Annotated in this window: 11 protein-coding genes; 6 read left to right on the top strand and 5 right to left on the bottom strand. The window is 56.3% G+C overall.

Annotated features, from left to right (window positions below):
- From QFW87_RS12430 to QFW87_RS12410, 5 genes are all read right to left on the bottom strand, one after another.
- Entirely contained in the window at positions 1-378 is a 378-nt protein-coding gene (locus QFW87_RS12430) for a response regulator (protein ID WP_008146959.1), read from the bottom strand.
- Between the two features lie 77 nt (positions 379-455).
- Entirely contained in the window at positions 456-1637 is a 1182-nt protein-coding gene (locus QFW87_RS12425; protein WP_283180380.1) for a hybrid sensor histidine kinase/response regulator, read from the bottom strand.
- A complete protein-coding gene (locus QFW87_RS12420; protein WP_283190636.1) occupies positions 1631-2224 on the bottom strand; it encodes a chemotaxis protein CheB in 594 nt (197 codons plus the stop codon). Before QFW87_RS12420 ends, QFW87_RS12425 begins: the two co-directional genes overlap by 7 nt.
- Positions 2221-3036 carry a protein-glutamate O-methyltransferase CheR gene (locus QFW87_RS12415; protein ID WP_283190635.1) on the bottom strand — a complete coding sequence of 272 codons (816 nt, stop codon included), beginning with the start codon at positions 3034-3036 and terminating at the stop codon, positions 2221-2223. Before QFW87_RS12415 ends, QFW87_RS12420 begins: the two co-directional genes overlap by 4 nt.
- 13 nt (positions 3037-3049) lie before the next feature.
- On the bottom strand, positions 3050-6541 hold the full coding sequence (locus QFW87_RS12410) for a response regulator (protein WP_283180382.1): 3492 nt from the start codon (positions 6539-6541) through the stop codon (positions 3050-3052).
- Between the two features lie 262 nt (positions 6542-6803).
- Between QFW87_RS12410 and QFW87_RS12405 the strand changes: the two genes are divergently transcribed.
- From QFW87_RS12405 to QFW87_RS12380, 6 genes are all read left to right on the top strand, one after another.
- The gene (locus tag QFW87_RS12405) at positions 6804-7163 is read left to right on the top strand and encodes a response regulator (protein WP_283190634.1); all 360 of its coding nucleotides are present in this window, start codon (positions 6804-6806) and stop codon (positions 7161-7163) included.
- A 165-nt stretch (positions 7164-7328) separates the two neighbouring features.
- On the top strand, positions 7329-8834 hold the full coding sequence (locus QFW87_RS12400; protein ID WP_283190633.1) for a PhoPQ-activated protein PqaA family protein: 1506 nt from the start codon (positions 7329-7331) through the stop codon (positions 8832-8834).
- A 165-nt stretch (positions 8835-8999) separates the two neighbouring features.
- Positions 9000-10295 (top strand): glycosyltransferase, encoded by a 1296-nt coding sequence (locus QFW87_RS12395; RefSeq protein ID WP_283180384.1) that lies wholly within the window; start codon positions 9000-9002, stop codon positions 10293-10295.
- A 149-nt stretch (positions 10296-10444) separates the two neighbouring features.
- Positions 10445-11311 carry a phospholipase gene (locus tag QFW87_RS12390; protein WP_283180385.1) on the top strand — a complete coding sequence of 289 codons (867 nt, stop codon included), beginning with the start codon at positions 10445-10447 and terminating at the stop codon, positions 11309-11311.
- A gap of 191 nt (positions 11312-11502) precedes the next feature.
- A complete protein-coding gene (locus tag QFW87_RS12385) occupies positions 11503-12384 on the top strand; it encodes a phospholipase (RefSeq protein ID WP_283190632.1) in 882 nt (293 codons plus the stop codon).
- Between the two features lie 79 nt (positions 12385-12463).
- Positions 12464-13369 carry an AraC family transcriptional regulator gene (locus QFW87_RS12380; RefSeq protein WP_283180387.1) on the top strand — a complete coding sequence of 302 codons (906 nt, stop codon included), beginning with the start codon at positions 12464-12466 and terminating at the stop codon, positions 13367-13369.
- Positions 13370-13485: the final 116 nt, after the last annotated feature.

Here is a 13485-nt window from a genome sequence, read left to right as displayed (position 1 = left end):
TTACGAGAGCATTTCCTGCATAAGCTCCTGCAGTACATCCAGATCGAACGGTTTGGCCAGGATCGGTGCTTTACGGGTGATCGGGCTGTCCGTCTCGCGGATCTCCTGCGGATAACCGCTGATAAAAATCACCTTGAGTTCCGGTCGCAGCTTCACGGCAGGTTCAGCAATCTGCACGCCAGAGATTCCGCCCGGCAGGCGGAAGTCGGTGATCATCATGTCCAGGTGTGGTTTGCTCGACAGAATCTCGAAGGCCTGCTCGCCGTTTTCGGCCTGCAATACCCGGTAGCCCTCACCCGACAGGTAGGCTGACAGCACCATCAAAATCGAGGGGTCATCTTCGACGATCAATACGACGTCTTGTGCATCTTCACTCATGGGAAGCCTTTGTTCGGTCAATAGCTGCTGATACGACCGTGGGGTCGATCAGAGGTTGCGTTTATCTGGCTGTTTTCCTACTGCGGCAGACAAACGCGAAACAAGGCGCCTTCGCCAATCCGGCTTTCGACGGTAATGGAACCGCCATGGGCGGCCACAATCTGCTCGGAAATAAATAAGCCCAGGCCCAACCCCGCGACAGCGTGTTTGGCCGTGACGCGTTCGAATTGCTGGAAAATACGCTTCTGATTCTCTTCGCCGATGCCGATCCCGAGATCGCGCACTTCCACCCGAGCCTGACCGCCCTCACTGTACACCTTAACGGTGATCGGACTCTTGGCGCCGTAGCGCAAAGCATTGGTCAGCAGATTGGAAATCACCTGTTCAATGCGAAATTCGTCCCAACTGCCCACCACCGGTTGCTCGGCCTCCAAGGTGACCGAGGACTCGGCAGCATCGATCTGCGGTGCGAAGTTCTGCAGCAAGCCGCGAACCAGCGCCGACAGATCGAAGCGCGTCGGTCGGATCGACAACTTGCCGGTGCGAATGCGCGACACATCGAGCATGTCTTCGATCAAGCGGATCAGGCTTTTGATCTGCCGCTCGTCGCGATCGACCATCGCGTGCATCTTGTCCAGGGTAAACGCCGCAGCGTTATCCCGGGCAAGGTGCATCTTGCGCAACTGGGTTTCGAGGATCAGGCCATTGAGCGGCGTGCGGACTTCATGGGCGACGATGGACATGAAGTCATCGCGCATGCGCACCGCTTGCTCCAGTTCCAGCTGAGTACTCTGTAACTGCTTGAGCAGCGCTTCCTGCTCACGGCGGCTTTGCTCCAGCTCCTCGACCTGCTGTTTCATCGCCTTGCTTTGGCGAAACAGTTCGACGAACACGTTGACCTTGCTCTTGACCGCGTGGATATCCAGCGGCTTGTAGAGGAAATCCACGGCGCCGCTTTCGTAGCCCTTGAACGCGTAGTTCAGCTCACGACCGGCCGCACTGACGAACACGATCGGGATGTTCTTGGTCTTTTCCGTGCCGCGCATCAGCTCGGCCAACTCGAAGCCGTTCATGCCGGGCATCTGCACGTCGAGAATGGCCATGGCGAACTCGTGTTGCAGCAACAACGACAAGGCTTCATCGGCGGACAAGGCTTTGTAGACGATACGGTCTTCGCGCCTGATCAGCGCTTCGAGCGCCAACAGGTTCTCCGGCAGATCGTCGACGATCAGCAGTTTGGCTTGGATAGTACTTAGCATGCGATTCGTTCCAGCTCGACAAGCAGACGGCCGATGCCGCGTATAGGGAGGATGTGGTCTGGCTGGTGCATATCCAGTGCAGCTTGGGGCATGGTTGCAACCTGAGCTTCGTCCGGGTCCTGGACGATGGTCATGCCACCACGGTATTTGACCTGGGCCAGACCGCTGGCGCCATCGCGGTTGGCACCAGTCAACAACACCGCGGCCAGGGCTGAGCCGTAGGCATCGGCGGCCGACTCGAACAGGTAATCGATGGCCGGTCGCGAATAATGCACACGGGCTTCCAGACTCAAGGAAAGACTGCGGTCCTGCTCCACCGACAAGTGATAACCCGGAGACGCGAAATAGAGCGTTCCAGCTTTCACCAGCGTCTTGTCGCAGGCTTCCAGTACAGGCATGGAGACTCGCCGGGCGAACACCTCGGCCAGCTGGCTGCGACGTTCGTCAGGGAGGTGAAGAACCACAATGATCGGCAGCGTGAAGCCTTTTCGCAGTGGGCTGAGGATATTCAGCAGCGCCTCTACACCGCCGGCCGAGGCGCCGATCACGACAGCCTCTATAGAAGGCAGATTCGCTGCACTGTTCATGATTTGCGGTAAATCCGTTCTTGTTTGACCAACGGTTCGAACTGGTTGCCGTAGGCCGAAAAATCCAGGGTTTCCTTACTACCCAGCACCAAAAATCCTCGATGGCAAAGGGATTCATGGAACAAACCGAACGCACGATCCTGAAGCTTTTTATTGAAGTAAATCAAAACATTACGACACGAAATTAATTGAGTTTCTGAAAAGACACTGTCAGTCGCCAGGCTGTGATCGGCGAAGGTCACGTTCTCACACAGCGTCTTGTCGAAAATGGCGTAACCGTAAGCCGCCGTGTAGTAGTCGGCGAACGAACGCTGGCCACCTGCCTGCTGGTAGTTATGAGTGTAGGCGCGGACATTCTCCATGGAGAAAATCCCCTGCTTGGCTTTATCCAGCGAGCGCGGGTTGATGTCCGTGGCGTAGATGATGGTGCGATCGAGCAAGCCTTCTTCGCGCAGCAGGATGGCCATCGAATAGACCTCTTCACCCGTGCTGCAACCGGCGATCCAGATCTTGATCGAGGGGTAAGTCTTGAGCAACGGCACCACTTCCTTGCGGATCGCCAGGAAATGCAAAGGGTCACGGAACATTTCACTGACCGGGATCGTCAGCAGTTGCAACAACTGCATGAACGCCGTCGGGTCGTGCAGGACCTTTTCCTGCAACGCTGAAATGGTCGTGCACTCGAACTGGCTCAACGCGTGATTGACCCGACGCTTGATCGAAGCGCCGGAGTAGTCGCGAAAGTCATAGCTGTATTTGAGATAGATCGCCTCGATCAACAAGCGCAATTCGATTTCGGTATTCTTTTCCACTAAAAGCTTTCCACTAAATGCGTTCCATCTTCGGTAACCACACGCGAATCAGCGAGAACAGGCGATCCAGGTCGATGGGCTTAGCCAGGTAATCATTGGAGCCCGCTTGCAAGCAGCGCTCCTGATCGTCCTTCATGGCCTTGGCCGTCACCGCAATGATCGGCAGCTTGCGCCAGCGCGGGTCCTTGCGGATCTCGATGGTGGCTTCGTAGCCATCCATCTCTGGCATCATCACGTCCATCAGCACCAGATCGATGTCCTCGACTTCATTCAGTCTTTCAATCGCTTCACGACCGTTACGGCCAATGACCACGACTGCACCCTTTTGCTCCAGAGCACTGGTGAGGGCGAAGATATTGCGTACATCGTCGTCCACCAGCAGCACCTTGCGACCCTCGAAAACCTTGTCGCGACTGCGCGCGGTCTTGAGCATCCTCTGGCGTTCATGGGACAACCTGGATTCGACTTTGTGCAGAAAGAGTGTGACCTCATCCAGCAAACGCTCTGGCGAGCGCGCCCCCTTGATGATGATCGAGCGCGAATACTTGCGCAGGTCGGCCTCTTCGTCCCGCGTCAGGTTGCGCCCGGTGTAGACGATCACCGGCGGGAACGAGCAGATATCTTCCGTGGACATGCGCTTGAGCAAGTCGTTGCCGAGCATGTCCGGCAGCTTCAGGTCGATGATCATGCAGTCGAAAATCGTCGTGCGCAGATGGTCCAGGGCATCCTGTGCCAGGCCAACAGCAGTGATCTCGATGTCTTCGTCGCCGATCAGCCGGGCAATGCTATCGCGCTGCAGATCATCGTCTTCGACCAGCAGGACGCGTTTGACTTTCTGGGTCAGCTTGGCCTCAAGGCGGGCAAACACGTCCTTGAGCTCCTCGCGGGTGGTCGGCTTGACCGCGTAACCAATGGCGCCCATGTGCATCGCGGCTTCGACCCGGTCTTCCACGGAAATCACATGCACCGGAATGTGCCGGGTTTCAGCGTGTTCCTTCAGGCGTTGTAGCACGGTCAACCCGGAATGATCCGGCAAGCGCATGTCCAGCAGAATGGCGTCCGGGATGAATTCCCTCGCCAGGTCGTAACCCTCGTCCGCGCCGTGCGCCACCAGGCACTGATAACCCAGCTCATGCGCCAGGTCGTAAAGGATATTGGCGAAGTTCGGCTCGTCTTCCACCACCAGAATGCAACGAGTGGCGAATGGCGCCTTGGTGCGATCGTCGTCGAAACGCGGGATATCGACTTCGGCAATCAACGGCACCAGCGCGGCGGGCGTCACTCTCGGTGTAAAGGCAACCGGCGTGGCTCTCATCGGCTCGACAGGATCCTCGCCCGGTTCAACGTATTGCTGCGGCAAAACCAGCGTAAACACACTGCCCTGCCCCGGCTCGCTGGTGACACTGATGGAACCACCGAGCAAGGCGGCCAGGTCACGGGAAATCGACAAGCCCAGGCCGGTGCCGCCGTAACGTCGATTGGTGGTGCCATCGGCCTGGCGGAAAGCTTCGAAAATGCTGTCCTGCTGATCCGCGGCAATGCCAATCCCCGAATCGCGAATGATAAAGGCGATACCGTCGCCTGGCTGGCTGGCAACCGTCAGGCTGACCGTGCCTCTTTCGGTGAATTTTACCGCGTTGGACAGCAGGTTCTTGATGACCTGCTCCAGACGTTGGCGGTCGGTAAAGATCATCATCGGCGCACCGGCCTGCACCTCGACCTGGAAATCCAGTTTCTTGTCGGTCGCCAAGGGCTGGAACATCCCGCGCAAGCCATCCACCAGCCGCGCGACACTGGTGTTCTCCGGTCGCATCTCAAGCTTGCCGGCCTCGACCTTGGAAATGTCGAGAATGTCGTTGATCAAGTTGAGCAAATCATTGCCGGCGGAGTAGATCGACTCGGCGAACTTGACCTGCTCGGCGCTGAGGTTTTCCTGGGGGTTTTCCGCCAGCAACTTGGCCAGGATCAACGAGCTGTTCAGCGGCGTGCGCAACTCGTGGGACATGTTGGCGAGGAATTCAGACTTGTACTTGCTCGAGCGCTGCAACTCTTCGGCGCGTTCTTCGAGCTGGGTCTGGGCCTGATTGAGCTCGCTGTTCTTCAGGTCCATGGCGTCGCGCTGAGACGCCAGTATCCCCGCCTGCTCGGCGAGCTGCTCATTCGTTTGTTCAAGCTCGACTTGCTGGGTCTCCAGATGCGCCTGGGACTCCTTGAGAATCCGCGACTGCTCTTCCAGCTCTTCGTTGGCGGTCTTGAGTTCTTCCTGCTGGACTTGCAGTTCTTCATTGAGCTGCTGGGTTTCGGCCAGCACTTCCTGCAAGCGCTGGCGATAGCGAGCGGCCTCGATGGACGTGCCGATGTTGCCAGCAATCAGTTCAAGCAATTCGACGTCACGGTCCGTCAGCGGGCGCAGGAAGCCCAGTTCGATCACACCGTTGACCCGATCGTCGTCATTGGTCGGCACGACCAGCACGCTGTGCGGCAGACCTTCGCCCAGGCCGGAGCTGACCTTGAAGTAATCGCTCGGTACGTCATCGAGACGAATCAAGCGAGCCTGGTTCGCTACCTGGCCGACAATGCCTTCATCGCTGTAAATCTGCTGTTCGCGCGCTTCCTGCTCGCGGGAGAAACCGTAAGAGGCAATGCGCTTGAGTCCACCGTGCTCTTCACGAACATAAATAGCCGCCACGGCCGTGCCCAGGTACTGCGCGCAGAACTGCAGTATGTTGCGGCCCAGCAGATTAAGCGACAGTTGCCCCAACACTTGTTCGGCCAGTTCGGTCTGGCCATTGCGCAGCCAGGCCTGCTGTTCCAGACGCTGGGCGCTGGCCTGTTGCGCGGCGAGGTTGGCGCTGTAACTTTGTGAAAGGTTGAGCAAGTCCCGACGGCCAATGTAGGCCAGCAATGCGCTGATCCCGGCGATGAACAACAGGTAAAGGCTGATGCTCCAGATCGTGGTGCGGCGCACTTCCTCGTTGCGCGTGGTGCGTAACTGCTGCTCCATGTCGATCACGTCTTCGAATTGCTTGCGGATCTCATCGGTCAGCCGCTTGCCGCGCCCGGCCTTGACCACGCTGCGGTAATCGCCGCTGGATCGCTGCAATTCAATGAGTGCCTGCGCGTAAGTGGCCCACTCATTCTGCAAGGCCTGGAGCCGGTTCAGACGGTCGGTCTGCACCGGGTTGTCCGCGGTCAGTTCGAGCAAGGTATTGAGGGCGACAGCGATTCGTGGCTTGGCCGTTTCGTAGGGTTCAAGGAAGTGTTCGTCGCCAGTGAGCAGGAAGCCGCGCATACCGGTTTCCAGATCGACGGTCAGCTTGACCGATTCATTGGCGTTATTGATCACCCGGTCGGTGTGCTCGACCCACTGGGTCACCGACAGCAGGTAAGTGATCAGCGAAACAAAGAACACTGCACTGAGCACGCCGACACCCAACGGCAGGCTGACGTTGCGGCTCAGGAGTTTACGGAATCGTTGCTCATCAACCGAAGACGCGGATGTCATGGGGGGGAAACCTTGTCGAACTGTTGAAAACCAAGGAGTTTGCCCCAAAAGCCCCGGTTTGATCCAATTTTCTGACACCTTTTCGCGCAAAATCCTACATTCCACTGCTCTAGCGCAAAGGAGCGGTTATCCTTGCCAGCACTTGTGCGGCTATTCTTTTTTCTACCGCGCGGGAACTTGTCGGGTTGCCTCACTTACTCAAGCAAGAACCCGGCGATTTAGATCGACCGACAACCGCGAATTCAACCTCTGAGAACCCACTATGTCCGCCACCGCGTCCATCATCCTTGTAGTCGAAGACGACGCCATCGTGCGCATGCTGATTGTCGATGTGCTGGAGGAACTCGAGTTCAAGGTGCTCGAGGCCGATGGCAGCGAACAGGCGCTGGAGTTTCTCAACGACGAAGATCAGTACATCGATTTGATGATGACAGACGTTGGTTTGCCGGTGATGGACGGCCGTGAATTGGCCACCCAGGCCCGGATGCTGCGCCCCGAGCTGCCCATCCTGTTTGCTAGCGGTTATGCCGAAAGTATTGATGTGCCCGAAGGTATGCACGTGATTGGTAAACCGTTTTCCATTGATCAGTTGCGCGTCAAGGTCAAAGGCATGCTGACCTGAGACAGTTGACTGGGCATCTTGGCCCCACCACTTTTCTGCATAAACCGACGTAAGGCTGCATTTTTCGGCGTTTTTGGGCTCTGACCTGTCAAGTTTGACAGTAGAAAAGGCCGCCCGCCTGGCGTTTGATTGGACCGGCGATCCCACTCATAAGGAACCGAGTCCATGCCGAGTCGAACCGAACGCTACGCACGTCATTTGAAAATCAGCGGATTATTGCTGATGCTCATCGCCGGATATGGTTGCCAGTCAGCCTCTTCCGACAATCCCCAGCACTGCTTTGAACAGAGCGGACAGGCGTTCAGCGAAGTATTGAGCTGCTATCGCAAAGCCGAAGCGACGCAACCGCTGCGCTACATCAGTAAGGGACAAGAGCAACAGCCCGGCGTCAACATCCGGCGCTTCGAACTGACGTCACAGACCTGGGGCCAGGGCGGTCAAGTCGCACCGGCAGACTGGACCCATGGAGTCGACCTGTACATTCCCGACAACGTCAAGGGTACGCGTGCCGTGCTGGTCGCCAACGACGGCGTCAACAAGCCTTTGCCCGGTGAGTCTCCGGGAGCACCCAACAACTTTTCGCAGCAAACGCTGCTCAACATTGCCCGGCAAACCGGTTTGATCGTAGTGGCTGTCAGCAATGTCCCTAACCAGTATTTGACCTACAGCGATGACGGCGTGCCGCGCACAGAAGATGGCAGCGTTGCCCACAGCTGGAAACTCTTCATGCAGGCCCCGGAACAACAGCCCTTTATGTCGCTGCATGTGCCGATGATGGAAGCGCTGGTCAAGGCCATGGACCTGGCGCAAAAGGAAACGCAGCCAGGCCAGGTGGTGAGTTTTCTTGCCACCGGTGCGTCGAAACGCGGTTGGGCGGTATGGCTGTCCGCCCTTGCGGACTCACGCGTCGATAGCATCGTGCCGTTTGTCATCGACGTCTTGAACACGGACAAAGTGTTCGACCAGACGTTTCTGGCCTACGGCGGTAACTGGCCACTGGCGTACATCGACTACTACTTGCAAGGCGTGATTGCCCAACGCAAGACCGAGCCGTTCAAGAAGCTGATGCAGGTCGAAGATCCGATGACCTATAGGAATCTGTCCGGTTACACCGGCCGCTTGAAGATCCCGAAATATGTCGTCAACGCCAGTGGCGATGACTTCTTCATCCCGGATGCTTCACGCGAGTATTTTCCGGACCTGCCGGGTGACAATACACTTCGGGTCATTCCCAATGCCGCCCACGATGTTCGGGCGTTTGTTGAAGCGAACCTGATTCCTTATATCAAGCGGCGGCAGACTGGCAATACCGCACCGAGGTTAAAGGCACAGGAACAGCGCCTGGACGCCACATTGACCAAGTTGCACCTGACCTTGTCCGAAATGCCGATCAGGACGACTCAGTGGACAGCGCTCAACCCGAAGGCCCGGGACTTTCGGTACAACTGCGGCGTGCGCTACACCGCAAAACCATTGCCGGTCGCAATGGACGTCCAGGCGACTCTCCGTGCTCCCGAGGAGGGTTGGAGCGCCCAGTTCATCGAAACTGAGTATGCGGACGGCGTTGTCGAAACGACGATGGTCAAGGTGCTTCCGCAAACATATCCGAATCAGCCGCCACCCGCCGATCAGGCATTTTGCAGAACGCTACCCGCCACCCCGGGTCAGTAAATCACGACACGACAATCTCAACCCTTTTGCTCTGTGGGGTTGTCGTGTTTCCTTGACTGTTCTCGGTCATTCATTTTCTTGCCTGACGCCGGAGCGTTCAGTTCAATGCCACGCTTGCTGTGGTTTAATTGCGCCCTACCCGATGACCCGTCTCAAGGAATACCGATGACCCAGCCCCGCGCAACCAAAGTCCTGGTCATTGGTTACGTCTGGCCCGAGCCCCGCTCTTCGGCGGCCGGCGGGCACATGATGCAAATTCTCGAGACCTTCTTGCAGCAAGGCTGGGACATTACTTTCAGTAGCCCGGCCGGCACCGGTGAACACCGGGCAGACCTGACGGTCTTGGGCATTCGCGAAGTCCCGATCGAATTGAACAACAGCAGTTTCGACACGTTCATCAGCGAACTGGCCCCGGACATTGTCCTGTTCGATCGGTTCATGATGGAAGAACAGTTCGGCTGGCGAGTTGAAAAACACTGCCCCGATGCCTTGCGCGTGCTTGAGACCTCCGACCTGCAAAGCCTGCGAGATGCCCGCCATCAACGCCTCAAGGAGCGTTTGAAGGCCAGTGACGACGCCAATGACTTCAATGAACTGTTCGCGCCGGCGTTACGTGAAGAGTTTGAGCTCATGGCCGAGACCGATCTGGCCAAACGGGAGATCGCAGCGATTTATCGTTGCGACTTGAATCTGATGATTTCAGAAGTAGAGATCGAGTTGCTGGTCGAGCAATTCAAGCTGCCGCGCCAACTGCTGCACTGGTGCCCGCTGATGGTCGATCTACCGAGCGTGCCACCGGCTTCTTTTGAAGACCGCGCGCACTTTCTCAGCATCGGCAACTTCCGTCATGCCCCTAACTGGGATGCGGTGCTCTGGATGAAAACCACTATCTGGCCGCTGATCCGCCAACAACTGCCAACGGCTCAATTGCACATTTACGGTGCTTACACACCGCCCAAAGCGACTGCGTTGCACAACCCCGGCCAGGGTTTTCATGTAATGAACTGGGCGGAAGATGCATTAAAAGTCATGTCTGGCGCACGGATTTGCCTGGCCCCCTTACGCTTCGGTGCCGGAATCAAAGGCAAAATTGTCGACGCCATGTTGTGTGGCACGCCCACGATCACAACGCCAATCGGCGCAGAAGCGATGCATGGCGAACATCCTTGGCCGGGTGCCGTGACCCGAACAGCACAGGCGTTCGCCGATTGCGCGGTTCAACTGTACAAGGACGAGGCTCTGTGGACGAACGCCCAATCCCAAGGGACGACCTTGCTGGCCGGTCGTTATCGACAGTCCGAACATGGCCCGGCGCTGATCGAAAAGTTGTTGTATTGCCAACAACACTTGGCACAACTTAGAAGCGATAACTTTACGGGAAGCATGTTGCGTCATCACCACCATAAAAGTACGCAATACATGGCGCAATGGATTGAAGCGAAGAATCGAAATCCGCTATAGAGCTCACACTAATAATAAATATTTTGCATCACCACCCTTGTTGACCACACCAACTCCACACCCTATAAACATCTGCCGAGCTTAAGCTTCGCTAGTTAAGTTAGACACAACCAACTTCTCTTTTTAAAAACAATGCAAGGATGCATTAAATGGATAACTTTGTTCAGAACAAAAGTACGCATAAAAACTGGATGCTAGCCACGCCGGCAATTGATACATTGTCACTCTGTGAATTGACACTGCCGGGAACACACAACGCAGGCAGCGACTGGAAAGCGTCCTGGCCGTTTTTCGGCCCTCCCGCCCATTGGGTGGCATGTCAGCATGAATCGTTCTACAGCCAGCTGTGTCACGGCTCTCGGGCTCTCGACATCCGTTTATTGCAGGACGATAGCGCAAAAGGACTCGACAAGTTCGGCATTCATCACAACGGCCACCGCAACTCTCGCACCTTGAAGAATCTTGTGACCGACGTGGAACAATTTCTTAAGGAGAGCCCGAATGAATTCATTATTCTAGACTTCCATCAACTGCAGGGTGATAGGTTTGATTTCACTAACTTCAATAGCATGGTGAAACAGTATCTTGGCAATCGCATAATCCCCACCAAAAACCTGTCTCTGAGCCTGCATCAGCTCAAACAAATCAGCTCTATACAAAGAATTTTAGTCGCCGCCCCATGGCACAGTGCTCTTGATCGAAACGTATTTCACGAGCAGATCGAGCACAAATGGTCTGGCAGCGGTATCGCCAGTGCCACTGATTTGGCGGTGCACATTATGAATGTGATGAGAAACCCGCCAGGCACAGAGGCACCGTGGTCGCTTTCCGCCACCAGTTACAGCGCTCTTGGCGGCCCCGTGGATATTCATGATGAGCTTAATTTCTGGTTCCACCCGAAGGCCAGCGACTGGGCGTCAAAGTGCAACATCATCAATGTCGATTTTATTGAAGAGTCCAACATTGTCTCTTATTGCCGAACTGTAAACCTGACGAAAGCGAGCAAGCGAAATTAACAAATTTCGCGCCATCAAATAGCTATTCTTGTGTAAGTGTTTCCGACGCTGGCAATACTGCCACACACTTCTATGCTGGGTCATGAAAGCCTTTTGTCTCAGGCGAGTAATACGGATGTGGCACCCAGCCACATCCGACACATGAACTTCTTCTCCCCACGGATGGGGCGAATCAACGACAAGGAACTGTCATGACCCGCAATACAGCAACCGCACCCGACAAACAGAAATGGATGAGCAACGTCCTGGATATCGGCCAGCTGAGGCTGACCGACATCGTCTGGCCCGGCACGCACAACGCCGGCATGGACAAAGAAGCGCCCAACTATGAGGTGGTGGTCGGCAACTGGACAACGTGCCAAAACGACTCATTTGCCTGGCAACTGGCCAACGGCGCACGGGCGTTCGATATCCGGCTTGGCTGTACCGCCGGCCCGGTAGTACCGGTGTTCTACTTCCATCACAGCGGCTATCAGTCCCACCGCATTCTTGATGAACTGATCGATGCGGTGACGTCATTCCTCGACCGAAACCCGGACGAATTCATCGTCCTCGACTTCCACCAGTTAGGGGATGCAGCGAAGCCTTTCGACTACCAACAACTCAATGATTTTCTGATGCGCCGCCTGGGTTCGCGCCTTATCCGCTCCTTGGATGCATTCAGTACCGTGGAACAACTCAAGCGCGCCAGCTCACAGCGCCGCATTGTCATGGCAGCGCAGGCGAAGCCCGGGCTGGACCGTGAGTATTTCTGGCCGCAGATACCTCACAAGTGGAACGGCAAGGTATTCACCGACACCAGCGATCTGCAATCGCATATCCAGACCACCCTTGTGGGGGCGCCTTACGATAGATTTCTCTGGTCTTTGCCGGCGACGTGCTATTCGCTGCTGGGGGGGCCGCAGCACATCAAAAACCAAATCAACGACTGGTTCCACACCACCCGCGACTGGGTCACCCGGTGCAGCATCATCAGCACCGATTTCTTTGACGAGGCGGATATTGTCCGCTACTGCTGGAGCGCCACCAGCATGAAAGCGGTTTACGGAGACAGGTTGCACAAGTCGGCCTAAGCGAAAGTCGTGGCACGCTGGCACAGCGGGCGCCAAAAGAGGCATGATCGGATAGCGATAACAAGAAAAGCGCCCTGACATGACCCGAACCGCCCGCGTGACAGACCCCTCCTACGAACTGATGGACGACCACAACGGGTTGTCCATCATCTACCGCCAGCACGGTTTTCCTTGCCCGTTGGTGCGTTGGCATTTTCACAAGGAATACGAACTGCACCTGATCGTCGCCAGCTCCGGCAAAGTGTTCATCGGTGACTACATCGGTAACTTCTATCCAGAATCGCTATTCCTCACCGGCCCCAACCTGCCCCACAACTGGATCAGCCAGGTGGCCGAAGACGAAGTGGTGCCCAAGCGCGACATGCTGGTCAACTTCACGGATGAGTTATTCGACAGCGGTCACTTGGTGTTTGCCGAGCTCAAAACGCTGGCGCCGCTGTTGGAGCGCGCCCAGTACGGCATCGAGTTTCGCTGCAAGCGCACCATTCGCCAGGCCATGACTTTGATGCAGCGCATCGCCGACAGCAAAGGCGTGACACGCCTCGGGCACTTTTTCATTCTGCTGGAGTTGCTGGCGGCCTCTGATGACTATCAGCTGCTATCCGGGGCCACGACGCCGCAATTGGCCGACGAGCACAACATCGATCGCACCAATCGGGCGGTGGATTACATCTTCGCGCATTACGCCCGGGACCTGCCGCTGGAGGAAGTCGCCGAGCACCTTGGCATGAAGCCGACTTATTTCAGTCGAGTGTTCAAGCAAGCCACTGGCCGCTGTTTCATCGAATTCGTCAATCGACTGCGCATCAGCAAATCCTGCGAGCTGCTGGCCGATGGCAACAAACCGGTAACCGATGTGTGTTTCGAGTCGGGCTTCAACAATATTTCCAACTTCAATCGGCGTTTTCAGCAGCTCAAGGGCATGACGCCGTCGCATTACCGGCGATTGGCCGTGCAGCGGCTGACTGAGCAGAACCTGGGTTAAACGCCTGAAAACCTATACGGATTCCACAGAGCCTAACCGCTGAAAAGCCGTCCCCTGCACCTCTCCCTCCAAACACCAGTGCAAAATAGTATCGATTCAAGTGCGATGGATGATTT

The organism is Pseudomonas sp. PMCC200344, from assembly GCF_030053095.1.
In the GTDB taxonomy this organism is placed as follows: Bacteria; Pseudomonadota; Gammaproteobacteria; order Pseudomonadales; family Pseudomonadaceae; genus Aquipseudomonas; species Aquipseudomonas svalbardensis.
Note: the sequence above shows the minus strand (reverse complement) of the source record. Positions and strands in the feature narration are given on the sequence as shown.

Coding starts and splice junctions, on each gene's coding strand:
- QFW87_RS12425 (WP_283180380.1), bottom strand. CDS start 1,637: ATGCTAAGTACTATCCAAGCCAAACTGCTGATCGTCGACGATCTGCCG.
- QFW87_RS12395 (WP_283180384.1), top strand. CDS start 9,000: ATGACCCAGCCCCGCGCAACCAAAGTCCTGGTCATTGGTTACGTCTGG.
- QFW87_RS12430 (WP_008146959.1), bottom strand. CDS start 378: ATGAGTGAAGATGCACAAGACGTCGTATTGATCGTCGAAGATGACCCC.
- QFW87_RS12390 (WP_283180385.1), top strand. CDS start 10,445: ATGGATAACTTTGTTCAGAACAAAAGTACGCATAAAAACTGGATGCTA.
- QFW87_RS12405 (WP_283190634.1), top strand. CDS start 6,804: ATGTCCGCCACCGCGTCCATCATCCTTGTAGTCGAAGACGACGCCATC.
- QFW87_RS12420 (WP_283190636.1), bottom strand. CDS start 2,224: ATGAACAGTGCAGCGAATCTGCCTTCTATAGAGGCTGTCGTGATCGGC.
- QFW87_RS12410 (WP_283180382.1), bottom strand. CDS start 6,541: ATGACATCCGCGTCTTCGGTTGATGAGCAACGATTCCGTAAACTCCTG.
- QFW87_RS12400 (WP_283190633.1), top strand. CDS start 7,329: ATGCCGAGTCGAACCGAACGCTACGCACGTCATTTGAAAATCAGCGGA.
- QFW87_RS12380 (WP_283180387.1), top strand. CDS start 12,464: ATGACCCGAACCGCCCGCGTGACAGACCCCTCCTACGAACTGATGGAC.
- QFW87_RS12385 (WP_283190632.1), top strand. CDS start 11,503: ATGACCCGCAATACAGCAACCGCACCCGACAAACAGAAATGGATGAGC.